Annotated in this window: 19 protein-coding genes and 2 tRNA genes; 6 read left to right on the top strand and 15 right to left on the bottom strand. The window is 69.0% G+C overall.

What is annotated here, in order from left to right; all coding sequences use genetic code 11:
- Positions 1-8: 8 nt before the first annotated feature.
- Complete coding sequence (locus ABJK40_RS18785) at positions 9-1199, top strand: isochorismate synthase (RefSeq protein WP_348480208.1); 1191 nt, start codon at positions 9-11, stop codon at positions 1197-1199.
- A gap of 29 nt (positions 1200-1228) precedes the next feature.
- On the opposite strand, the gene ABJK40_RS18780 is transcribed toward ABJK40_RS18785, so the two are convergent.
- Positions 1229-2656: an NAD-dependent succinate-semialdehyde dehydrogenase gene (locus ABJK40_RS18780; protein WP_348480207.1), complete on the bottom strand. Its 1428-nt coding sequence runs from the start codon at positions 2654-2656 to the stop codon at positions 1229-1231.
- A gap of 32 nt (positions 2657-2688) precedes the next feature.
- Positions 2689-4428, bottom strand: a complete 1740-nt coding sequence (gene menD / locus ABJK40_RS18775) for a 2-succinyl-5-enolpyruvyl-6-hydroxy-3-cyclohexene-1-carboxylic-acid synthase (protein WP_348480206.1) — start codon at positions 4426-4428, stop codon at positions 2689-2691.
- Between the two features lie 51 nt (positions 4429-4479).
- Between menD and ABJK40_RS18770 the strand changes: the two genes are divergently transcribed.
- Both ABJK40_RS18770 and ABJK40_RS18765 read left to right on the top strand, forming a co-directional pair.
- A complete protein-coding gene (locus ABJK40_RS18770) occupies positions 4480-5199 on the top strand; it encodes a DsbA family oxidoreductase (RefSeq protein ID WP_348480205.1) in 720 nt (239 codons plus the stop codon).
- Positions 5196-5927: an alpha/beta fold hydrolase gene (locus tag ABJK40_RS18765; protein ID WP_348480204.1), complete on the top strand. Its 732-nt coding sequence runs from the start codon at positions 5196-5198 to the stop codon at positions 5925-5927. The genes ABJK40_RS18770 and ABJK40_RS18765 overlap by 4 nt, the downstream gene beginning before the upstream one ends.
- Positions 5928-5931: 4 nt before the next feature.
- Here ABJK40_RS18765 and ABJK40_RS18760 read toward each other — a convergent pair whose 3' ends face one another.
- Positions 5932-6858 (bottom strand): 1,4-dihydroxy-2-naphthoate polyprenyltransferase, encoded by a 927-nt coding sequence (locus ABJK40_RS18760; RefSeq protein ID WP_348480203.1) that lies wholly within the window; start codon positions 6856-6858, stop codon positions 5932-5934.
- A gap of 56 nt (positions 6859-6914) precedes the next feature.
- Here ABJK40_RS18760 and ABJK40_RS18755 point away from each other — a divergent pair, with 56 nt between their 5' ends.
- On the top strand, positions 6915-7967 hold the full coding sequence (locus ABJK40_RS18755; protein ID WP_348480202.1) for an AMP-binding protein: 1053 nt from the start codon (positions 6915-6917) through the stop codon (positions 7965-7967).
- 34 nt (positions 7968-8001) lie between these two features.
- Here ABJK40_RS18755 and ABJK40_RS18750 read toward each other — a convergent pair whose 3' ends face one another.
- Genes ABJK40_RS18750 through ABJK40_RS18740 form a run of 3 tightly spaced genes read right to left on the bottom strand, consistent with a single transcriptional unit; the run spans position 8002 to position 10293 of the window.
- The gene (locus ABJK40_RS18750; RefSeq protein WP_348480200.1) at positions 8002-8772 is read right to left on the bottom strand and encodes an SDR family oxidoreductase; all 771 of its coding nucleotides are present in this window, start codon (positions 8770-8772) and stop codon (positions 8002-8004) included.
- Between the two features lie 52 nt (positions 8773-8824).
- Positions 8825-9325 carry an rRNA maturation RNase YbeY gene (gene ybeY, locus ABJK40_RS18745; protein ID WP_348480199.1) on the bottom strand — a complete coding sequence of 167 codons (501 nt, stop codon included), beginning with the start codon at positions 9323-9325 and terminating at the stop codon, positions 8825-8827.
- A complete protein-coding gene (locus ABJK40_RS18740) occupies positions 9322-10293 on the bottom strand; it encodes a PhoH family protein (RefSeq protein ID WP_348480198.1) in 972 nt (323 codons plus the stop codon). Before ABJK40_RS18740 ends, ybeY begins: the two co-directional genes overlap by 4 nt.
- 160 nt (positions 10294-10453) lie before the next feature.
- Between ABJK40_RS18740 and ABJK40_RS18735 the strand changes: the two genes are divergently transcribed.
- The gene (locus tag ABJK40_RS18735) at positions 10454-12781 is read left to right on the top strand and encodes a bifunctional diguanylate cyclase/phosphodiesterase (protein WP_348510373.1); all 2328 of its coding nucleotides are present in this window, start codon (positions 10454-10456) and stop codon (positions 12779-12781) included.
- Between the two features lie 101 nt (positions 12782-12882).
- Here ABJK40_RS18735 and ABJK40_RS18730 read toward each other — a convergent pair.
- The 9 genes from ABJK40_RS18730 to ABJK40_RS18690 form a co-directional block, all read right to left on the bottom strand.
- Positions 12883-12957 (bottom strand) — tRNA-Cys (locus ABJK40_RS18730).
- A 13-nt stretch (positions 12958-12970) separates the two neighbouring features.
- Positions 12971-13981 carry an NAD-dependent epimerase/dehydratase family protein gene (locus tag ABJK40_RS18725; RefSeq protein ID WP_348480196.1) on the bottom strand — a complete coding sequence of 337 codons (1011 nt, stop codon included), beginning with the start codon at positions 13979-13981 and terminating at the stop codon, positions 12971-12973.
- Between the two features lie 7 nt (positions 13982-13988).
- On the bottom strand, positions 13989-16616 hold the full coding sequence (locus tag ABJK40_RS18720) for an alpha/beta fold hydrolase (RefSeq protein WP_348480195.1): 2628 nt from the start codon (positions 16614-16616) through the stop codon (positions 13989-13991).
- Complete coding sequence (locus tag ABJK40_RS18715) at positions 16613-17638, bottom strand: 3-oxoacyl-ACP synthase III (RefSeq protein ID WP_348480194.1); 1026 nt, start codon at positions 17636-17638, stop codon at positions 16613-16615. The genes ABJK40_RS18720 and ABJK40_RS18715 overlap by 4 nt, the downstream gene beginning before the upstream one ends.
- 148 nt (positions 17639-17786) lie before the next feature.
- A tRNA-Gly gene (locus ABJK40_RS18710) sits at positions 17787-17862 on the bottom strand.
- A gap of 103 nt (positions 17863-17965) precedes the next feature.
- Entirely contained in the window at positions 17966-18187 is a 222-nt protein-coding gene (locus tag ABJK40_RS18705) for a hypothetical protein (protein ID WP_348480193.1), read from the bottom strand.
- 72 nt (positions 18188-18259) lie between these two features.
- Complete coding sequence (locus ABJK40_RS18700; protein WP_348480191.1) at positions 18260-18958, bottom strand: hypothetical protein; 699 nt, start codon at positions 18956-18958, stop codon at positions 18260-18262.
- A 94-nt stretch (positions 18959-19052) separates the two neighbouring features.
- Entirely contained in the window at positions 19053-19883 is an 831-nt protein-coding gene (locus ABJK40_RS18695) for a DNA-formamidopyrimidine glycosylase family protein (protein WP_348510372.1), read from the bottom strand.
- Between the two features lies 1 nt (position 19884).
- The gene (locus tag ABJK40_RS18690) at positions 19885-21063 is read right to left on the bottom strand and encodes a homoserine O-acetyltransferase (protein ID WP_348480188.1); all 1179 of its coding nucleotides are present in this window, start codon (positions 21061-21063) and stop codon (positions 19885-19887) included.
- A 123-nt stretch (positions 21064-21186) separates the two neighbouring features.
- Here ABJK40_RS18690 and ABJK40_RS18685 point away from each other — a divergent pair, with 123 nt between their 5' ends.
- A complete protein-coding gene (locus tag ABJK40_RS18685) occupies positions 21187-23538 on the top strand; it encodes a bifunctional diguanylate cyclase/phosphodiesterase (protein ID WP_348480187.1) in 2352 nt (783 codons plus the stop codon).
- The last annotated feature ends 36 nt before the right edge of the window (positions 23539-23574 follow it).

Raw genomic sequence — 23574 nt, 5'->3', positions numbered from 1 at the left:
CTGCGACCATGCGCGCCGTCACCCGCCCGCTGTCGGAATTCGTCGACGAAGTCCCCGACCTGAACGACATCGCCGCCGACGACGGCGTGCTGTTCGTGCGTGGTGGGGTGGGCCTGGCCGGTCGGGGCGTCGCCGTGCGGCTCTCGGCCGACACTGCCGTCGAGGCACTCGATTCGATCGAGCACGACACGACCGTCGACGAGGCTGCACCGCTCGCCATGGGCGTGGTCCCGTTCCGTCCCGGATCCCCGGCCCAGCTCCTGGTCCCCGCGGTGTGCGTGGTCAAGCGCGACGGCACCTCCTGGGTGACCGCCATCGACGGCGCCGACGTCGCCGAGGCGCTCGCTGCCCCGGTCGAGCCGGAGGCCACCGCACCACGGTGGACCCTCGATCAGGAGGTGAGCGTCGACCACTACCTCGCAGCGGTCGCGGCCGCTCGCGACGCCGTGCGGGCCGGTGACCTGACCAAGGCCGTGATCGCCCGACCGATCCGCGTCGGCGCCGATTCGCCGATCAGCATCCATGCGGTCCTGCGACGACTGCGGGCGACGTTCTCGTCGAGCTACCGGTTCTCGGTCGACGGCTTCATCGGCGCATCGCCCGAGTTGCTCGTCGAGGTCGAGGGCGCAGTGGTGCGCTCCCATCCACTCGCCGGCACCACGCCGCGCACGGGCGATGTTGACAACGACGCACGGCTGACCGCCGAACTCCAGGCGAGCGCGAAGAACCAGATCGAGCACCGGGTCGTGATCGACGACGTCCACAACCGACTCCTGCCGTTCGTGAGCTATCTGGACGAGGAGCCCGAGCCGTCGATCGTCACGGTCGCCAACGTCCAACATCTCGGGACCCGGCTCGAGGGGATGCTGTCCCAACCGTCGCCGTCGGCGATCGACCTCGTGCGCGTGCTGTGCCCCACCCCGGCACTCGGTGGTCATCCCCGTGACGCGGCGATCGAACTGATCGAACGGGTGGAGGGGTTCGAACGCGGCCGGTACGGCGGTGCCGTGGGCTGGGTCGACGCACACGGTGACGGCACCTGGGCTGTGGCGATCCGCTGCGCAGAGTTCGCCGACGACCGACGATCGGCCCGCATGGTCGCGGGTGGAGGGATCGTGGCCGACAGCGACCCCCTCGCCGAACTCGCCGAGACGCAGGCCAAGTTCCAGGCGATGCTCTCGGCGGTCGTGCGCGCCTAGGTCGGTCGAGACCGGAGCCCGGCCGACCGTCACCAGTCGGTGGCGATGTACTGCGTCTCGCAGAACTCGTAGATGCCGTCGCTGGCGCCCTCGCGGCCGAGTCCTGACTGCTTCATGCCGCCGAACGGCGCCGCCGGGTCGGAGACCGCACCGCGGTTCAGCCCGATCATTCCCGCCTGGATCCGCTCACTCACACGCAGTCCCTTCGCCAGGTCGGACGTGAACACGTAGCCGATCAGGCCCATCTCGGTGTCGTTCGCCTGATCGATCATGTCGTCGACGTCGGTGAAGGCGATGATCGGGGCCACCGGACCGAAGATCTCCTCGCGGGTGATCGGATCGTCGTGGGCGACGTTGCTGAGGACGGTCGGCTCGTAGAAGTATCCGGCCCGGTCGCTCCGCTTCCCGCCGACCTGCACCCGGGCGCCGGCGGCGACCGCATCGTCGACCAGCGACGTGACCCGATCGAGGGCCCCGGCGTGGATCAGCGGACCACACGTGACGCCGTCGTCGGTTCCGACACCGAGCGTCACGGCTCCCATCGCGGCGGCGAACCGGGAAGCGAACTCCTCGACGACCGACGCCTCGACGAAGAACCGGTTCGCGGCGGTACATGTCTCGGCCGAGTGACGCATCTTGGCGGTCATCGCTCCTTCGACCGCAGCGTCGAGGTCGGCATCGGCGAACACCACGAACGGGGCGTTGCCACCCAACTCCATGACGGTCTTGAGCACCCGGTCGGCGCTGCGTTTGAGCAGGTTGCGACCGACCCCCGTCGACCCGGTGAACGACACCATGCGGATCCCCGGATGGTCCACGGCGGCGTCGAACCAGGCTTCGGCGTCGGTGGTCGGCACGACGTTGACGACCCCGTCGGGCACGCCGGCCTCCGAGAGCAGGTCGGCGATGCGCAGCGCCGTGAGGGGCGTCTCCGTGGGCGGCTTGATCACCACGGCGTTCCCCGCAGCGAGTGCGGGTGCCAGCTTGCGGGTGATCATGGCGGCAGGGAAGTTCCACGGCGTGACGATCACCACCACCCCGACGGGCGGATGGTGGACGATGATCCGGTTCGAACCGGACGGAGCCGTGCCGATGGACCCGTGGATCCGGACCGCTTCCTCGGAGTTCCACCGGAAGAACTCGGCGGCGTAGGCGACCTCGCCCTTCGCATCGGCGAGCGGTTTGCCGTTCTCGAGCACGATCAGTCGGGCGAGTTCGTCCTGTCGCTCCATCAGGAGCTGCCATGCGCGCCGCAGGATCTCCGCTCGCTCACGCGGCGCGGTGGCGGCCCAACCCGGCTGTGCCGCCGACGCGCTCTCACAAGCCGCTGTCGCATCCGACGGCGTGCCAGCGGCGACGGACGCCACGATCGCTTCCGTCGCCGGGTCGATCACGTCGAACGTGACGCCGTCCGATCCGTCTCGCCACTCACCACCGATGAACAGTTGCGTACGCATGGTCGCAACGTACCCGTCGGGCGGCGGGCGAATCAGCGTCCGGCATCGCGGAACGCCCGGCGAACGGCCTCGTGGATGGCGTCGTGCACCTCGACGTTGCGTTCGCGGTCCGACGGGACACGGCACACCCACGGTCCGGGTCGGACGATCTGGGCGGTGAGTTCGGCGACCGTCCCGGCCGTGGACGTGTCGATTCCGTGGCCTGCCGCCAGCGCCAGCACGTCCGTTCCGAGCGGCGTGCCGAACAGCTCTTCGAACCGCTCGTGGGCGAGCAGGGTCGACTGCGGCAGGAACGAGAAGATGCCACCCCCGTCGTTGTCGATCACCACGATGCGCAGGTCGACGCCACGGCGGTTCAGCGCGACGAGTGCATTCGAGTCGTGAACGAAGGCGAGGTCGCCGATCAGTACGAAGGACGGTGGTGATCCGACCGGACGAGCCAACGCGCGACCGAGCGCCGTGGACACCACCCCGTCGATTCCGTTCGCCCCTCGATTGGCGTGGACGAATCCGGTGCGGCCCCCGAACCACTCGACGTCACGCACCGGCATCGACGACGACACGGTCAACTGCGCACCGATGGGCAGATGGTCGACGAGGGTCCGGGCGGTCGAGGGCTCGGTCAGCGCCTCCTGCTTCGCCAGTTCCGCTTCGATGACCGCATCGGCGCGGCGACCTGCTGCCTCGAGAGCAGACCGCCACTCCCCCGACACGAGACGGCCCGCAGCGGCATCGATCAACTCACGCATCGAGGACGTCGCGGCAACGGAGCCCGACGGGTCGATCCTGCCGGGGCCGCCGACCTGGATCAGCAGCGGCTCGGGGCGTGCTGTCCACTGGGCGAGCAGCTTCGACGCCGACGGTCGGCCGATCCTCACGATCACGTCCGGCAAGAACTCCTCCGACGCACCGTCCACGCGCAGCAGGGCGTCGATGCTGGCCACGCCCGTGTGACGGCGCCGCCCGGACTGGGGATCGGCGACCACCGGCCAACCGGTCGCCGCCTCCAGTTCGGACACGTCGGCGAGATCGATGCCGTGCATCCCGCCGACCAGGATCAGACCACGTTCGGCGGTCGACACCGCCGACTTCCAGGTCCCGGCGTCGACACGGTCGAGGAGCGACGCGTCGCGGTCGACCCGTCCGTCCTCCTCGTCCGGACCACCTGCATCGATCGACGCAGGAAGAGCGAGCGGAGCGCCGACCAACGGCTCTCGGAACGGCAGGTTCACGTGCACGGGCCCCCGCCCCGAGCGGGAGAACGCGGTGGCTGCGAGTGTCCTCCACTCGCCGGCGCCGGCGGCATCGGGGACACCGGGGTCGTGGAACCACCGGACGTGGCTGCCGTACAGCTCGATCTGGTCGATGGTCTGAGGTGCACCCACGCCGCGCAGTTCTTCGGGCCGATCGGCGGTGAGCACGATCATCGGGATCTCGGACAGGCCCGCCTCGGCGATCGCAGGAAGGAAGTTCGCAGCGGCCGTGCCGCTCGTGCACAACAACAACGCCGGCGCTGCTCGCGGCCCGCCGGGCTCCGTCACGGCGAGGCCGAGAGCCGTGAACGCCGCCACGCGCTCGTCATGGACCACGTGCACGGCGATGTCGTCGCGCTCGGTCAGCGCGAGTGCCATCGGTGTGGATCGCGAGCCGGGTGCGACGACGGCGTGGCGCACGCCGAGACGCAACCACTGATCGACCAGCGTGGAACAGAACGTGGCCTGGACGTCGGGCGCAGAGGCCGCCGACAGTGGGGTCACGTCGGTGGCAGCCATCGATCACGACGATACGGCGAATCGACGGCGGCCGGCCCTACGGTGGTGGAGGTGGACATCGACACCGCCTCCCCGACATCCGCCGACCGACCGACGGTCACGATCGACATCTTCTCCGACGTCGTCTGCCCGTGGTGCTACATCGGCAAGCGACGCTTCGAGGCCGGGCTCGCCGCCGCCACCGCCAACGGCGATCTCGGCGTCGACTTCGACATCACCTTCAAGCCCTACCAGTTGGACCCCACCGCGGCCCCGGGTGCCGCGGGTCCCGTGATCGACTCCTACGCCAAGAAGTTCGGCGGGCTCGAGAAGGCCCAGGAGATCCTCCAACACGTCACCACCACCGCGGCCGGGGATGGCCTGGAGTTCCACATGGATCGCGCACTGCGCGCCAACACCCTGCTCGCCCACCGGATGATCTGGTGGGCCGACCAGCCCGACAACGAGCTGTCGCAGGATGCGATGAAGGAGCGACTGCTGCAGGCGTACTTCGTCGACGGCGAGCACATCGGGAGCGTCGACGCCCTCGTGAACTGTGCTGTCGACGTGGGAGCCGACGCCGACACCGCTCGGCAGTTCCTGGAATCCGGTCGGGGAACCGCCGAGGTCCAGGCCGAACTGGACCAGGCGCGGGACAACGGCATCACCGCCGTGCCCACCTACGTGTTCAACGACGAATGGGCGGTGCCCGGGGCCCAGGACCCCGACACGTTCGCCAAGGTGTTGTGCAAGATGGCCGCCAACGCACTCGCCGCCGCCGACGCAGGATGACCACCCGACCCCCACGGATCGTCTTCGCGCACGGGTTCACCCAGACCGGGCGGAGTTGGGGCCCGTTCATCGACGCCCTCGTCGAGTCCATCGGCGAGGTCGACGCGGTGGCTCCGGACCTCCCCGGTCACGGCGACGCCTCCGAACGACGCGAGGATCTGTGGCAGTGTGCCGATGCGCTCGTCGCGGTCGGCGCGAGAGCGACGTACGTGGGCTACTCGATGGGTGGCCGCATCGCACTGCACGCCGCTCTCCGGCACCCGGACTCGGTCGAACGCCTCGTGTTGATCGGAGCGACGGCGGGCATCGACGACGACGACGAACGCACCGCACGACGTGCGAGCGACAACGAACTCGCCGACCACATCATCCGTCGCAGCGTGCCGGCATTCATCGACGAGTGGCTCGACAACCCGTTGTTCGCCGGACTGACCGAGGCGACCGCGATGCGCGACGACCGGTTGCGGAACACGGCGAGCGGCCTCGCGTCGAGCCTGCGCCTGACGGGCACGGGCACCCAGGAGCCGCTGTGGGACCGGCTCGGCGCGATCCGCTGCCCGGTGCTCGTCATCGTCGGCGAGCGGGACACGAAGTTCACCGCTCTCGGCGAACGCATCGTCGAGAGCGTCGACCACGGGCGCTTGGTGGTCGTGCCTGCGAGCGGTCACAGTGTCCACCTCGAACAGCCGCGGTCCACCGTCGCAGCGATCGCCGACTTCCTGGGTTGACGCCTCAGCCGATCGAAAGGCCGATCGTGGTCGCGAGACCGAACGCCAACTGCAGCTTTCCGGTGGCCCCGAGCACGTCGATCAGGCTCCGCCCGTTCGCTCCCTTCAGGACGGCGCGGCCGGGCATGACGGCGAGCGGCGCTGCCAGCAGTCCGATCGATGCCAGCGGACGGTCGAAGGCCGCGACGACCACGAGCGCGAATGCGAGCACGATCAGCGCGACGTACAGCCATCGCGTCCGCACGTCGCCCAGGCGCACCGCGAGCGTCTTCTTGCCGACCTCGCGATCGGTGGGGATGTCACGCAGGTTGTTGATCACCAGCAGTGCGCAGGCAAGGGAGCCCGCGGCACTCCCGATCACGATCGTGAGCGGCGTGATCGTCTCGACCGCCGCGTAGGTCGTTCCGGCCGTGGCGACCAGCCCGAAGAAGACGAACACGAACGCCTCTCCCAGACCGAGGTAGCCGTACGGCTTGGGTCCACCGGTGTAGAACCACCCGGCGGCGATCGCGGCGACACCGACGAGCAGGAGCCAGGGCGAAGTGGACAGCGCCACGGCCAGCCCGAACAACGCAGCCACCCCGAAAGCCGCGAAGGCGGCGAACTTGACGTGGCGGGCCGGAGCGAGGCCGCTGGCCACGAGACGCGGCGGGCCGACGCGCACGTCGTCGGTGCCACGGACGCCGTCGCTGTAGTCGTTGGCGTAGTTCACCCCGATCTGCAGCGCGAGGCTCACGATCAGTGCGGCGAACACCCGCCACCACACGATCGAGATCGAATCGGCCGAGACGACGACCCCGTCGTCACCCCACCCTGCAGACCACCAGCCCAACCCCTGCGGAACGCTCACGGCACAGGCTGCACCGAGCGCGACGGGAACGACGGCAGCGGGCAGGGTGCGGAGACGTGCTCCGATGATCCAACGGTTCATGTCTGCGCCATGATGGTCCCGATGACCATCGGACTCCAACCAGCGAGTGCCGACTGATGGCGCACCTGGTCGCACTCGACCTGCCGGGCGGCCCCGAGTTCGTCCGCGAACTGCACCGGATCTGGGATGCCGGCGACGCTGCGTTCCCGGTCGACCAGCGACTCCCGGCCGCGGCCAGGTCGGATCTGTGCAGGGTCATGCGGGTCGGCGAACCCGTCGAGCCGGGTGATGCCCTCGTCATCGCGACGAGCGGATCGACCGGCGACCCGAAGGGTGTCGTGCTCACCCATGACGCCGTGGCTGCGTCGGCCGAGGCGACCAACGCACGTCTCTCGGTCGAGCCGACCGATCATTGGCTCGCCTGCCTCCCGCTGTCACACGTCGGCGGGCTGTCCGTGGTCACCCGCGCAGTGCACGCCGGCACGGCTCTCACCGTGCACCCGGGATTCGACGCCGATGCCGCGATGGCCAGCGGAGCGACGATGGTGTCACTCGTCTCGACGGCGCTGACCCGCATCGACCCGACACGGTTCCGGACGATCGTGCTCGGGGGCAGCCGCCCACCGATCGATCGACCCGAGAACTGCGTGACCACCTACGGGATGACCGAGACGGGGAGCGGCGTGGTCTACGACGGCATGCCACTCCACGGCGTGGAGGTCCGCGTCGTCGACGGCGAGATCCGTCTCCGAGGCCCGATGCTGCTCCGGCAGTACCGCAGCGGCATCGATCCGAAGGACGCCGACGGATGGTTCGCCACCGGTGATCTGGGGCGATGGCTCGACGACGGTCGCCTGCACGTCGAGGGACGCCGTGGTGATCTGATCATCACCGGCGGCGAGAACGTCTGGCCCGACGCGGTCGAGCGACTGCTCCTCACCCATCCCGCCGTGGGCGACGTGCTGGTTCGTGGTGCACCCGACCCCGAATGGGGCCACGTCGTCGAGGTGCTGGTCGTGCCCGCCGGACCGCCGCCCTCGCTCGACGAACTCCGGGTCCACGTCAAGCGGTCGGCCCCGTCGTTCATGGCTCCCAAGCGGCTCACGCTCGTGGAGCGGATTCCTCGCACCGCACTCGGCAAACCGATCCGAGCTGCGCGCCCGACGTGATCGGGTCCCCTGTGCGAACGCAGGGAGCCGCGCGTCAGGCCGAGCCGGCCACCCCGGCGCCCCCGTCGACGACGTAGGTCTCGCCGGTGATCCAACTCGCGGCGTCGCTGACGAGGAAGGTGGCCAGATTGGCGATGTCCTGCGGCTCACCGAGACGCTTCGTCGGCAGACGTGCCGCCAGCGTGTCGCCGAAGTTGTCGACGAGGTGGGCGGCGAAGTCGGTCTTCACGAGACCGGGTGCGATGCCGACCACCCGTGTCGGGCCGATCTCGGAGGCCAACTGACGCGTGGTGTGGATCAGCGCTGCCTTGGTGAGGTTGTAGACGCCGAGGCCGAACTCGGCGCGGAGCCCTCCGACCGAGGCCACGTTGAGGATCACACCGGGACGCTCCGCGAACGCATGGGTCCAGGCCGCCTGGCTCCAGAAGATCGGCGCATCGAGGTTCACCTGGAAGGTCTTGTCGTAACGCGGCTTGTCGACCTCCATGGTCGCGCCGAAGTACGGGTTCGTGGCGGCGTTGTTGACGAGGATGTCGAGCGCACCGAAGCGCTCGATGGTGGCGCGTACCGCTCGCTCACCGGCGTCGTCGTCGCCCGCGTTGGCAGCGAAGACGTCGACCTCGCCCTCACAGCCGTCGGGGAGGCCGGCGCGGATCTCCTCAGCCGCCGCGTCGAGCGAGTCCTGCTTGCGACTGTTCAGCATCACCTTCGCGCCCGATGCCGCCATCGTCGCGGCCATCGCCTTGCCGATGCCCCGTGATGCGCCGGTGACCAGGGCGACCTTGCCGTTCAGAGAGATCTGCATCGCAGGGACAGTACGTGCGGATGGCTCGCTGGCGGGAATCGGGCCGACTCGGTCAGTCGTGCGTCTGGCGGAATCCCGCGGGTTCGTGGCCGTGCCAGTGGTGGGCGCGCAGCAGCGCGAGTTCGCGTCCGCGCATCAGGGTCGCCTCGGCGGGATCGGCGTGGTCGTGGCCGAGCACGTGCAACACGCCGTGCACGACGAGCAGTCCGATCTCGTCGTCGAAGGTGCCCGCATGGTCGGTGAACTGGGTCGCGGCCACTTCGGGACAGATGACGATGTCACCGAGCAGGGTCGGCACGCCGGGAACCCAGTCGTCGTCCATCGGGAACGAGAGCACATCGGTCGGGCCCGTCTTTCCCATGTGTTCGGCGTTCAGTTCGGCGATCTCGGCCTCGTCGACGAAGGTCAACGTGAGTTCACCGACACCGCCTTCGGACTCCGCCGACCTCGAAGCGAGCAGCGACCAGCGCTCCAGGTCGACCGGCACCGATTCCTTCGCGTCGAGCGACCGGACGTCGTCTGCGACGACCGGCACCCCGGACTCGGTGCTCACGGACGTGAGGCCGCTTCGCTCTGCTGTTCGTAGGCGGCGACGATGTCGGCGACGATCTTGTGGCGCACGACGTCGGAGCCGTGCAGGTGGACGAACGCGAGGTCGTCGATGCCGGCGAGCGTGCGCTCCAGTCCCGCCAATCCACTCTTGCCGTTCGGGACGTCGACCTGCGTGGCGTCGCCCGTGACGACGACCCGGGAACCGAAGCCGATGCGCGTGAGGAACATCTTCATCTGCTCGGGCGTCGTGTTCTGGGCCTCGTCGAGGATGATGAAGCTGTTGTTCAACGTCCGGCCGCGCATGAACGCGAGCGGTGCGATTTCGATGACCTGCTTCTCGGTCATCCGGGTCACCACCTCGAGGTCGAGCATGTCGTAGAGCGCGTCGTAGAGCGGGCGAAGGTAGGGATCGATCTTGGCCATCAGGTCGCCCGGAAGGAAACCGAGCCGCTCCCCCGCCTCGACGGCCGGCCGGGTGAGGATGATCCGCTGCACCTGCTTGGCCTGGAGCGCGCGCACCGCCATGGCGACGGCGAGCCACGACTTGCCGGTGCCGGCCGGACCGATGCCGAAGGTGATGACGTTGTTGGAGATCGCATCGACGTACCGCTTCTGGCCGCCGGTCTTCGGTTTGATCTGGCGGCCCTTGGCGCCCTTGAGGATGTTGTGACCGAGGATCTCCGACGGGTTCTCGTCGGCGCGCACCATGGCGAAGATCCGCTCCAGTGTCGACTCGTCGAGGGTCTGGCCGGTCTGCAGCAGTGTGACGACGCTCTCGAACAATCGTGCGGCGTTCGCGACGCCGATCGTGTCCTCGCCTTCGAGACGGACCTCGTTGCCACGCACGGTGATGAGCAACTGGGGGAACTCACGCTCGATCCGACGGAGGTACTGATCCTGCTGGCCGAGCAGTGCGGTCATCAGGTGGGTTCCGGGAACGACGACGGTGGTCGTGGTGGAGTTCGACATCTCGTTCCGGATCGTAACGATGAGAGCCGCTCGAAATCACTTCAGTACTCGCAGCGTCCTGCCGAAAGCCCAGGTGTCGCCACCGTTCGTGGTTGCGACTCACCGAACGGCGCCGAGGCCTCGGCGTCACACGGAGACGAGGAATCGGGAAGCGAGTTCGATGGATCTGGGTCGACGACGACTGACGGTGATGGCTCGCCTGTATCTCGTCGCGGCCGTCGTCATGTCGGTGCTGTTCCTCCTCTCCGGCCCGGCCGAACGCACGTCGATCGCTGCGGCGATGATGCTCTCGGTGGTCCCGGCCGGCTTCGTGGCGCGGCGGATCCACGGCTTTCCACGCCTGTTCTCCGTCGGGCTCGCCATCGTCGGGTCGTCCTACGTGCTCGAAGCCCTCGCGGCCGATGCCATCAGCGGGTCGTCCGCGCAGGACGTCGCCGACTCGATCGACCTGCTCGCCACGCTGGTGATCATCGGACTCGCGGCCTACCTCGTGCGTCGTCGCAGCGGGGGACTCACCCTCGGTGACCTCCTCGACGGACTGATCATCGGTTCAGGCGCCTGGCTCGTGTCGTGGATCCTGCTGGTCCAGCCGTTGATCGAGCGTGCCGATCGCACGGTCGTGTCGGTCGTGCTGAACGGCATGTACCTGCCGACGGCGATGCCGTTGATCGTGTTGGCCGCGGTGATCCTCTTCGGAGGGGGGCGCCCACGGCCTGCGACGGTGGCGATCTCGGTCGGACTGATGTGCAACGTCGTCGGCGACGTCCTCTACGCCCTCGACGACGCCCGCGACCTCGGCGCGTGGTCGTACACGGCAGCCGACGTCCTCTACATCTTCTCGGTGGCGTCGTGCGCTGCAGGGCTCGTTCATCCCACCGCCCCCACGCTGATGGGTCACCGTCCGCACAGCCGCCGAGTCACCCTTCCGGGTCGACTCTCGGCTGTCGTCGTGTCCCAGATCATCCCGCTCGGTCTGCTGACTCTGATCACCGCGGCGACGCCGGTCGATCGGATCGTGCGGACCGCGTCGGCGTTCGTGATCATGGGTCTCGTCGGGGTCCGTCTGTACACGGCCACTCGTGCCCAGGTGCGCGCACAGGAGCACTTGGCCCGCGCCGCCCGCACCGACGAGTTGACCGACCTGCCCAACAAGCGGTCGCTGCTCGAGACGGCCGCGGACTCGATCGACGATCTCTGGGAGAGCGGGCACCGCCCGTCGCTGTACCTGTTCGACCTCGACCGCTTCAAGAACATCAACGACTCGCTCGGTCACGACGTCGGCGACGATCTCCTCGTCCACATCGCGTGCCGACTCGATGCCGCCGCGACCTCGATCGGGGCCACGGCCTCGAGGCCGTCCGGCGACGAGTTCCTCGTGTTCGACCCCACGCCGACCGACGAGATCCAGGCGATGCAACATGCGAGCGCCCTGTTCTCGATCTTCCGCGAGGCCTTCGAGACATGCGGCGGTGACCTGGTCGTCACGGCGAGTTGCGGGGTGTCGACGATGGCCGCAGGCCAACCGACCGACGCAGCCGAACTGTTCAGGCGCGCCGACATCGCCCTCTATCGATCCAAGGCGACGGGGCGTGACCGGATCGTCGCGTTCGATGCATCGATGTCGGAGCGGGTGACCGAACGCCTGGAGATCGAGCACGCCCTGCGCGGCGCGATCGACCGGCGCGAGATGCACCTGTTCCACCAGCCGATCATCAACGTGGCGGACGGCAGCGTCAGTGGGCTCGAGGCACTGATCCGATGGCGGCGACCCGACGGCGCGATGGTCCAGCCGATCGACTTCATCGGGGTCGCCGAGGAGACGGGGCAGATCGAGGAGATCGGGGCGTGGGCGATCCTCGAGGCCCTGACGCAACTGAGAGGCTGGATCGACGACGGGGTCGTCTCACCGGACACGACGATGTCGGTCAACGTGTCGCCTCGCCAGCTGGCGGATCACCAGTTCGGATCCGTGGTGCGCGAGGCACTGCGACGCTCCGGGATGCCGGCGCGCCTGCTTTGGCTCGAGGTGACCGAGAGCGTCATGGCGGCCAACGCCGAACTGGCACGGGTCGTGCTCGAACAGATCCAGGCGACGGGTGTCCGGATCGCGCTCGACGACTTCGGCACCGGCTATTCGTCGCTGGCGCTGCTGCAGCGCCTTCCGATCCAGCGCATCAAGATCGACCAGGCATTCGTCGGTGCGCTCGCCGAGAGCGAGAACGATCGGACCCTCGTTCGCACCGTCGTCGGCCTCGGCGCCTCGATGGGCGTGGACATCGTCGCGGAAGGCGTCGAGAACGTCGTCCAGCTCAGGATGCTGAGACAGTTCGGCTGTGCGAAGGCGCAGGGTTTCCTGATCTCCCGGCCCATCCCGCCCGAGGCGATGCGTTCCACGATCGCCGCCCTCGACGGCCTGAGCGACTGGCCGGAGTTCGCGAACGTCCTGGGCGAGTCGTCGCTCGACCCGACGACGCACAACGGTGACTGACGACGCCTCCCCGATTTCCACCGGTGACCGCCGATGCACCAGCGGCGAACGTTGACAGAACGAAAAGAACCCCTGAGCAGGGATGTTCCCTGCTCAGGGGTTGGAGGCGACGCCGAGAATCGAACTCGGGTAGACGGCTTTGCAGGCCGTTGCCTAAACCACTCGGCCACGTCGCCAGGACGCCTGACTCTAGCGGGAGTCACTCCCCCTGCGGCCGCTCCGATCGAACCACGAAGCGAGCTCGGCCAGCCCGTCGTCGATCGACACCTCGGGTGCCCAGCCGAGATCGTCACGGACCGGCCGAGGATCGAACCAGTGCGCCGTCCCCAGCTGGTCTGCCAGGAAGCGGGTCAACGGTGGTTCGTCGGTTCGCCCGAGGCGCGGCCACGCTCGGTCGATCACGGACCCGATCCGACGAGCGGCGGCGAGTGGGACGTCACGAGGTGCGAACGGCACACCGGCGGCGAGGCAGATGCCCTCGACGAGTTCGCGGATCGGTCGCGGTTCTCCGTTCGACACGACGTATGCGCGCCCGGCGCACCGCTCCCCCGGCCCGACGGCGTCGATGGCCGCCACGAGTACCGAGGTCGCGTTGTCGATGTAGGTCGTGTCGACCAGCGCGGCACCGCCGCCGACCAGTGCCAGGCGTCCCTGGGCGGCGCGTTCGACGATCCGCCCGACGAGTTGTGTGTCACCCGGACCCCAGACGAGGTGTGGTCGGATCACCGTCACCGCCGTGTGGCCGTCGTTGGCGTCGAGAGCGAGCTCTTCCGCGATCGCCTTGGTCTCCGGGTACCACGCCGAACCGTGCTGCCTCAGAGCGGTGTCGGCTCCCCCACCGATGATCGGCGTTCCGTCGTGAGCGACCGACGGCGACGACACGTGCACGACCCGCTGCACCCCGTGGCGTCGTGCGGCGTCGAGCACGTTCCGGGTGCCCTCGACATTGGTGGACGCGTAGTCGGACCGATCGCCCACCACGCCGACCTTGGCCGCCAGGTGGATCATCCCGTCGCATCCCTCGATCGCACGCTGGACGACGTCTGCGTCGGCGACGTCACCGAGATGTTGCTCGACCACGTCGGGAAGGCCGGGCGCACGACGGCGCTGGAGGGTGGCGACTCGATCACCACGCGTCACCAGTCGTTGAACGACCCCGGCCCCGATCAGACTCGAGGCACCTGTGACGAAGACGCGCACGGTGGGCCTAGTTCCGCCCGACGCGACGAACCCGATCGACCAGGCGGCGTCTCGGCGCCTCGCCGGCGAGGACGGCAGAGGCCCAGGCGGCGACCTCGGCACGATCGATCTTGGCGTTGTGTCGGATGTCCACGGGCATCGTGGTGGTGCGCAGGACCGCAGCAACGGGACGACCCACCGCCTCGCGCACGGCACGCGTCAGACCGCTCGGGGCGAGTCCGGGCGGGACCGACGCCTCGACGACCACGACGATCTGCTGACATCCGGCGGGTCCGACACCCACTGCGGCGACCCGGCCCACGGTCACCAGTCCGTCACCCGCCAGTGACCGCTCCACGGCACGTTCGACCGGTACCGGGGTGACGGGGCCGTCGACGGTGTCGATGACGTGGACGCTCCTGCCCTCGATCCACAGCCGGCCCGAGGCGTCGAGTCGCCCGACGTCACCGGTGCGGTGCCACCCGGCGCCGGGCCGTGCGAGGCGTTGCGCCTGCCACCGCCCGAGATAGCCCTCGCTCACCCACGGAGCCCGGACGAGGATCTCGCCGGTCTGCCCGGGGTCCAACGGGATTGGAACCCCGGCGATCGCGTCGAAACCCAGTGCGGCGACACGGACGTCGGAACCTCGGACCGGGCGACCGACGCACACTCCGGGAACACCCGACCCCCGACCCGCAGCATCGGCCTCGGCGGCCCCGATCCCGGTCAGCGTGATGTCCGCAACCGGCAGCGCCTCCGTCATGCCGTAGGGCGTGTGGATGTCGGCGGCCGGGGCGAGGCGCGCCATCGAGCGGAGGATCTCGACCGGCACGGGTGCCCCCGCACTGAACACGAGACGCAGCCCGGCGATCCCGGACCACGACGTGGAGGCGGACGCAGTCGTCGACGAACGAGCGGTCTCGACCACGTTCGCCAGTGCCGCAGGCGAACCGAAGGCCATCGTGGCGCCGACGCTGCGGCACGCCTCGTCGAGCGCATCGACGGTGAGGTCACCCGGCGACGTGACGTCGCAGTCGGTCAGTGCCGTCGGAACTCCGAGCGACGGGCCGTAGAGCGCGAACGGAGCGAAGGCGGCGACCAGTCGGTCGTCGTCGGTGATCGCATACGTGGACGCCAGTGCGTCGCGCTGCGCAGCCAGTTGCGCGTGCGTGTACCGAACGCCCTTGGCCGGACCGGTCGCCCCCGACGTGAACAGCACGGCGGCCTCGCACGACGCGTCCGGTGGAGGCGGAAGCGATGGTCGTGAGGTCGGTGCACCGGCGTCGCCCATCAGTTCGCCGACGTCGACGTGGACGCCCCGAGGCGCCCACCGGAGGATCGAACTCGCCAGCGCTGCCTGCCGGGGTCCGATGGTCCAGGCGGGCTGCGCGGACTTCACCGCCCCACCGAGGCCCGAGAGCCCGAGTCCGCGGTCGGCCACGACGGTGACGCCGCCGGCTCGCCACACTCCGTACACGGCCACGAGCAGGTCGATGCCGGGAGGCGTGAGCATGGCGACGCGGTCGCCGGTTCGCAGGCCCCGCTCGATCAACGACGCCGCGACCCCGTCGACCCGGCGCGCGAACGTGGCGAAGTCGATCGTGTCGCGAGCGGCCAGATCAGCGACGGCGATCAGATCGTGCTCGTCGCGACGTCGTTCGATCCCGGCGAACACCGAGGTGGCGGGAGCGTCCGCTACGGGTCGTTCCTCGACCTGCCCGCCGAGAAGATCGTCGAGCCAGGTGTCGACGGCTCCGGCCACGTCGGCCTCGGCCATGACGAGATGATTGGCGTCGGGGAAGCGCTGGAGCGAGGAGTTCGGGAGCCGTCTGGCGAGATCGTCGGCGAAGTCGTCGTCGAACACGATGTCCTTGGCGCCCCACGCGAGGAGCACCGGTGCCTCGATCGTCGGGAGGAGATCGGACACACGTCGCAGTGCCGCCTCGCTCGGGTGGGGAGGAACGGTCGAGGCCAGCGGGATGTCGCCCACGAAGTCAGCGATCGCTCCACGGTGCTCGGCGCGTCGGTACGGGGCGCGGAACGCACGTCGATCGGTCGCGGTGATCCGCGACCCCGACAGCCGCACGGTGCCTTCGACGAAAGCGTTCGTGCGGCGACACACGAGGTCGCGCAGCGCGCGTGACGCCGCGAGGCGGATGATGCGTGGCGCTCCGCGTCCCTCGGGGACGCCGATGCCGGTGTTGCACAGGACCATCGCGGACACCCGGTCGGCGTGGTCCACCGCCCAACCCATCGCCACCGCGCCACCCCAGTCGTGCGCAGCGAGGACGAGCGGCGAATCGGTGGCGACCTCGAGCGAGTCCACCACGTCGCCGAGGTCGGCCACACGGTCGGCGTACCGGCGGAGTCCGACACGGTCGCTGTACCCCATGCCGAGCTGGTCGACCGCGATCACCCGGTGGCGGCCCGAGAACTCGGCGAGGAAGGACTTCCAGGCGTATCCCCAGGTGGGGTTGCCGTGAACGCACACGATCGTGGCGGTCGGCGCCGTGCCCTCGACCTCGCCGGTGTCGAGCACGTGCCATCGGTGCGTGGTGCCGTCGTGGCTGGGGACGTCGAGCATCCGCGACCACGAGGGGTCGATTCCCCATCCTCGCCACGTCGCCCCGTCCGGTCGGTCGGGAGCCTGACTCACCAGACGATTTCGGTGAAGCTCGTGTTGAGGCCCGAACCGATCCCCATGCAGAGCACCCGTTCGCCCGGTGCGATCCGGTCCTGGTGTTCGGCGAGCGTGATCGGAATCGCAGCGGGCCCGACGTTGCCGTAGTGCGGGAACGTGCGCGGGCACCGGTCGGGGTCGATGCCGAGTCGTTCGCAGAGCAGGTCGGTGTGGCGCTGACTCACCTGATGGACGATGTAGTGGTCCATGCCGACTTCCCAGTCGAAGTCGTGGCCACTGTGCTTCCACGCCGCTTCGGCGAGGTCGAGCCCGGCGAGCATCAGCCCGTGTGAGTCGGTGCGCATCTGGTCGAGGTCGCCGACGCACAACGCGTTGTGCTGGGTTCCTCCCCGAGCGATGCCTCCGATCAGGCGGTGCGCCTCGGGATGCTTGTCCATGCGGCACAGCACGGCGGCGGCGGCACCGGAACCGAGCGTCAGCGACGCGAACTCGTCGAACACGTCGGCGGAGGTGGCTCCCGGCTGTTGCAGTCGCGCGATCGTGGCCTGCTGGGTGTGCCGGCTGCCTTCGCCGTCGACCACGAGGGCGTAGTCGATGGAGCCGGCGTCGATCGCCGCTGCGGCGATCTGCATGCCGTTGATGAACCCGAGACAGGCGTTGCTGACATCGAAGTTGAGGCAACTGGTGGGCAGGCTCAGCTCGTGGTGGACGACGCACGCGACGGACGGTTCCAGGTGATGCTTGCACACCGACGTGGAGATGAGCATCCCGACACCCTCGGGATCGATCCCCGACTCGTCCAACGCCTTGCGGCCGGCGTGCGCTGCAGCCTGTTCGAACGTGACGCCTTCGGGCCACCACCGGCGGGCCTCGATGCCGGCGAGGTCGGCGAGGATGTTGCGGCTCAACCCGTTGCGAGCGTAGGTCTCGGCCAGCTGCTGGTCGATCCACGCTGAGGTGACGATCTCGGGTGCTGCGACGGCCGCGACGGTCAACACGCCCACATTGCGGTGGGTGAGTACCGAATTTGCGGCCATGCGTGATCCTTTCATGCGCCCGACGGGCGACGTGACGGCGAGACTTCGATTGTAGGTGACGCCGCGAACGATGGCTCACCTCTGACAGTGCGTCCGTGGTCGACCGGAGCGAGAACGACGAAGGCCCCGGCGTGCGCCGGGGCCTTCGTGGAGCGGATGACCGGGATCGAACCGGCGACCTTCACCTTGGCAAGGTGACGCTCTACCAACTGAGCCACATCCGCGAGGAGACCTGATGATACCGCCCGATGCGGAGCCGACAACCTCGTCGTGTGTTCCGCCTGCAATCGCTCGAGAACCATGCGGGCCCCAACCGCTCCGACGGCGTCAGTCGCCCGTGGGACGCAGGTCGATCCGCAGGGTGAGCACACCGTCGACGAGCTCGATGTCGGCGTCGGCGATGATGGCATAGTCCATGTAGTCGTTCTGCTGTTGCTCCATGAAGGCCTTGCGTCCTTCGCCCTCCACCGGTGGGAGGGGACGCTTCTTCACCGCCGCAGCGCGATCACGGAAACGTTGGAGCATTGCGTCGATGTCGAGTTCGGCCACGCGGTGGAGCGTAGCGATCGCGACTCCGTCGGGCCAGTCGATGGCGGTGGCGTGGCCGTCGAGGAGCGGCGATCAGTTCGTCACGTCGGACGATCGGTCCTGCGACGTGAGCAGCGGGTCGATCGAAACAGCATCGTCGACCTCGTGATCGGCGTCGTCATCGCCGTCGGCTCCGGACGTTCCGTCACCGTCGGCATCGTCGTGGTCATCGGTATCGCCGTCGGCGGGAACGGCGACCCGCGCCGTCTCCTCGGTCTCGTCGTCCTCGGCGCCGCCGGGCTCGGGCTCGTCCTCCGGTGTCGGACCCTGCCCGGAGGCGTTCCCTCGGACCTCGGGCTCGTCGAGCCGCTCTGGGTCGATCTCGTCGTCGACGCCGGCGGCGCCGCGGGAATCGGCCTGGTCGTCGGCCGGATCCGCGGGATCGTCGGCGTGCGCGAGGTCCTCGGACAGGTCGTCGAACGACGCCACGGGAGCCACGGTGGCGAACGACGTGTCGACCGCTGGCTCCGATGCCTCGCGCCGCAGCGGCGACGCCCCGGGAGGTCGTGCCTCGTCGAGCAGGCGCCGCTGAGCCGCCGGGTCGAGCTTGCGCCAACTGCGGGTGTCCATGGTCTCCAACGGCGAGAGCAGTTCGGGCTCGGGCTTGGTGCGGCGCAGCACCCAGACCGCCAAGCCCGCCAGCAGCACGCCCAGCGCTGCCAGGACCACCACGGTCAGGTACACGGTGCGTGTGGCCGAGGGGTCACCGACGTCCGCCGCGACCGTGATCACCGATGTACTTCGAGGAGCTGTTGAAGACATCGATGCGACCAGCACTGGGGCGAGAGTCTGCCAGAGGATCGCCACGATCGCTTCCCGGAACGACTCACGACTGGTGATCGGGGCACCACACGGCGGTGCGACCGCCGAGTGTGGTCCGAGCCAGTGGCGTCCCGTCTCGTGGGCACGTCCCCGGACCGACGCGCAGTGCCGGCGAGAGCACGCCGTGGGTCGATCCGCCCGCCGCCAGCATCGACCTCAACCGGTGCCGGCACGCCCGGGCGAGGGCCGTGACCTCGCTCCGGGCCAGTTCGTCCGCCCGTCGGTGCGGAGCGATTCCGGCGGTGAACAGCACTTCGTCGGCGCACAGGTTGCCCAGACCGGCGACGACCGACTGGTCGAGCAACAGCGTCTTGATCCTCGCGGTCCGCCCGTCGAGAGCGAGCCGGAGTTGCCTCGCCGTCAGGCCGAGCGCATCCGGTCCGACCGTGATCGGCTCGTCGAACGACAGCCGACCGAGACGTCGCGGATCGTTCATCCGAAGAGCGGGAACCGCATTGCCGTCGAGCATCGAGGACGGTTGCGTGGACACCCGGAGCCGATCCCACTCGGGGCGGTCCGCCCCGGACGCGTACTCCAGCCGCGGGATCGGAGCGATGCCGTCGATCTCGAGGCGACCCGTCATGCCGAAGTGCAGACCCAGTGCGCCCCCACCCGACGACCCAGCACCCGGGACTCCGCCGTCGAGAGCCGGACGATCGGTGACGACACGGACGACCTTGCCGATCCGGTCGACGCCGTCGATCCGCGCGCCTCTCAACATCTCTTCGAGACCGAATGGCGAGATGCGAGGGTCGCACCAGACATCGGTGATGCGCCGTCCGACGAGCACGCTCGCGGCGCGGCGCCAGATCTCCGCTTCGAGTCCCTCGGGCATGTCAGGACGCGATGAAGACGCCGCCGAGGAACCGGTCGAGCGGGGCGGCGATCTGATCGCCGTTGATGAGGAACGCGTCGTGCCCGTGCGGCGAGTCGATCTCGTGGAATTCGGCGTGGACGCCGTTTGCTTCGACCGCTGTGTGGATCTGGCGCTGCTGGTACGCGGGGTAGAGCATGTCGCTCCAGATGCCCACGGCCATCGTCGGCATCTGGACCCGTGCCATCGCCCGTTCGAGGCTGCCACGCCCACGGGCGACGTCGTGCAGGTCCATGGCCTTGCCGATCGCGAGGTAGCTGTTGGCGTCGAAGCGGCGCACGATCTTGTTGCCGTGGTGTTCGAGGTAGCGCTCGACCTCGTACTGCTGCCACATGCCGAGGATGTCACCGGCCTCGGCGCGGCCGGAGAAGTCGCGACCGAAGCGGTCCGTGAACACGTTGTCGCTGCGGAACGTGACCTGGGCGATCTGTCGTGCGATCGCGAGACCGGCGGACGGACCCTCGCCGTCGGGCGCGTCGTAGTAGTCGCCGTTGCGGAACCTGGGATCGAGCCGGATCGCCTGACGACCGATGCCACCCCACGCGATCTGCTGCGCTGTCGCCTGCATGCACGTGGCGATCGCGACCAGCGATCGGACCCGCCGCGGGTACATCACGGCCCACTCCAACGCCTGCATCCCGCCCATCGACCCGCCGATCACCGCCATCCAACGGTCGACGTCGAGGTGTTCGGCGAGCCGGGCCTGGGCCCGGACCATGTCGCGGATCGTCACGACCGGGAACCGGGATCCGTACGGGCGGCCGTCGTCGGGATGCGCAGACGCCGGGCCCGTCGAGCCCTGACAGCCGCCCAGGACGTTGGCACAGACCACGAAGTACCGATCGGTGTCGATCGGGAGGCCGGGACCGACCATCGCATTCCACCAGCCGGCCTCGTCGTGACCGCGCCCTGCCGGGCCGGCCGCATGACTGTCACCCGTCCAGGCGTGGCAGAGCAGGACCGCGTTCGATCCGTCGGAATCGAGTGTGCCCCACGTCTCGTACGCGACGGTCACGTCGGTGAGGGTGACCCCGGAGTCGAGCGCGAACCGCCGATCGGTGGCGAAGGTGAAGAAGCGGCGCTGGCCGACGGGGTCGCCGTCGCGCCAGGCGCCGGTCACGGGGAGGGGGTCGGGAGGCATGGGGTGAACGGGGCCACGTCGTGCGCGTGACCTCGCTGGACGGTAGCAGCGCGACTGCGGAGGACCGGTGGCCTTTGACCGGTGCCCGCTCAAGGTCCACACCGGAGCGGACGAAGGAGAGTGGTGACCTTCGCGACCTCCACACGTGCGGGCGCACAGCCATCGCGTGCGGCGGAGCGACCGAAGCGGCCTCCCGGACCGACTCCCGGACCGACCGCCCGTCCGTGCTGGGTCGCAGCGTGCGGATTCGTCGCACTGATCGGTGTGCACGCCACCGGGCGCTTCGGAGACTCGACCTACACGCTCACCATCGCCGTCGCGCTGGTCGTCGGACTCGTCGGGCTCGTTCGGAACCGTCCACGTGCGCTGTGGCCGTGGGTCCTGCTCGTCTGCACCGCCGTCCTCTGGGGCGTCGCGAGTTCGCTGTCGTCGTACGACGACTTCGGGGATCTGAGCCGATCGCGCGACCTGACCGTCGACTTCGTCGCGATGCCCGGGTACTTGTTGTTCGGGCTCGCCTTCCTCGGGCTGCTGCGCGAACGTCGACCGAATCGCGACATCACCCTCGCGCTCGACGGCATCGTGCTCGCTTTCGGCGCAGCACTCGCCGTCAACCACACGCTGCTCACGCCCACCCTGGCGCTCGCCGACACCTGGTTGCCGGCCCGCCTCGTGGTCGCGGCGTATCCGGCGAGTGCACTGGTCCTGTTCGGGATCGCCGTGCAGCTCGTCTTCGTCGGAGGCCGCTCCCCCGCGTTCGGCCTGTTGCTCGTCGGGGTCTTCGCCCTCACCGTCGGGGACGTGGTCTGGGCCTTCGGCGAGATCGGTCGTCTCGATTTCGCGCCCCACGTCGTCGACGCGCCGTTCCTGATCGTGCCGAGCGCCATCAGCGTGGCGATGATGCACCCCTCTGCCAGCCACGTCGTCCGGCCGATTCGAGACGAGCCGCGCGTCCGGTCGACCAGTCGGTCCCTCGTGGTGTCGTCGGCGCTGATCGTCCCACCCGTCCTGCTCGTCCTCCCCGGCCGCATCACACCGATGACCGTTCTGCTGTCGATCGGTCTGTGCGCGACCTCGGCACTACGGGTCGCGCACGCGATGAGCCGAGACGACCGGTCGCGCGCGGAGTTGATGTACCGCGCGGCACACGACGACCTGACGGATCTCCCGTCCCGGTCGTTGTTGATCGACCAGATCGATCGAGTCCTGCACACGTCCGACGGGCCGCTGTCACTGCTGTTCATCGACCTCGACCACTTCAAGAACGTCAACGACCTGATGGGACATCACGCGGGTGACGAACTCCTCGTCCGGGTCTCGGAACGTCTGGTGGCGACCGTTCGCGCCCGCGACCTCGTCGCACGGATCTCCGGCGACGAGTTCGTCGTGCTCGCCGAGGGACTCGACGAATCGTCCGGGATCGCCTTGGCGGATCGCATCCGTCGCGCTGTCGGCGAGCCGTTCGCGCTGACGGGTGGAGAGGTGTTCTGCACTGCGTCGATCGGTGTCAGCACGGCGCGCGCCGGCGACGACGTGACACCGGCGACGCTGATCCGCGAAGCGGACACGGCCATGTACGAGTCCAAGTCCACACGCAACGAGACGACCGTGTTCGACCAGTCGATGCAGGACCGCTCCACACGTCGCATGGAGATCGAGCGATTGCTGCGGCACCAGACCGAGGCACCGAACCTGACCACGTGGTTCCAGCCGATCGTCGACACCGAACGAGGGTGCGTCGCCGGGTTCGAAGCGCTGCTGCGCTGGGAGGCTCTGGGTGCCGAGATCTCCCCGGCCGAGTTCATCCCGATCGCGGAGGACTCCGGGATGATCGTGGCGATCGGTGCGTTCGTCCTCGACGAGGCGTGCCGCCAGGCCGCGTGGTGGCGTGCCAACATCGACCACGCCGACGACCTCTACGTCTCGGTCAACGTGTCGGCCCGACAGATCGCATCGTCCGACATCGTCGACACCGTGGCCTCCTGTCTGCAGCGTCACGGCCTCGCCCCCTCGGCACTGTGGCTCGAGATCACCGAGTCGGTGATGACGGAGGACACCGCTGTCACCGCCGCTGCGATGACCGGTCTCCGTCTGCTGGGAGTCCGCCTCGCTCTCGACGACTTCGGAACCGGCTACTCGAGCCTGTCGGGGTTGCAGTACCTGCCCGTGAGCCGCCTCAAGATCGACCGTCAGTTCGTCGCCGGGCTCGGCTCGGACACCTCGAACGACAAGCTCGTGCGGTGCATCACCGCGGTGGCGGCCTCGTTCGACCTCGACGTCGTCGCCGAAGGCGTCGAGACGCGTGAGCAACTCGCGGCCCTCCACGAACTGGGGTGCACCCAGATCCAGGGCTTCCTGTTCTCGCGCCCCGTCCCCGCCGACGAGGTGCCGGCGATCCATGCACGACTCGACCGTCGCCAAGCACGCCAGCATCGTCATCGTCGACACACCCGACGACCGACGGCGACACCCTGACGCCTCGGGCAGCACACCGACGGGCGGTCGGCGTGC

It is taken from the genome of Ilumatobacter sp. (genome assembly GCF_039969435.1).
Lineage (GTDB): Bacteria > Actinomycetota > Acidimicrobiia > Acidimicrobiales > Ilumatobacteraceae > Ilumatobacter_A.
Note: the sequence above shows the minus strand (reverse complement) of the source record. Positions and strands in the feature narration are given on the sequence as shown.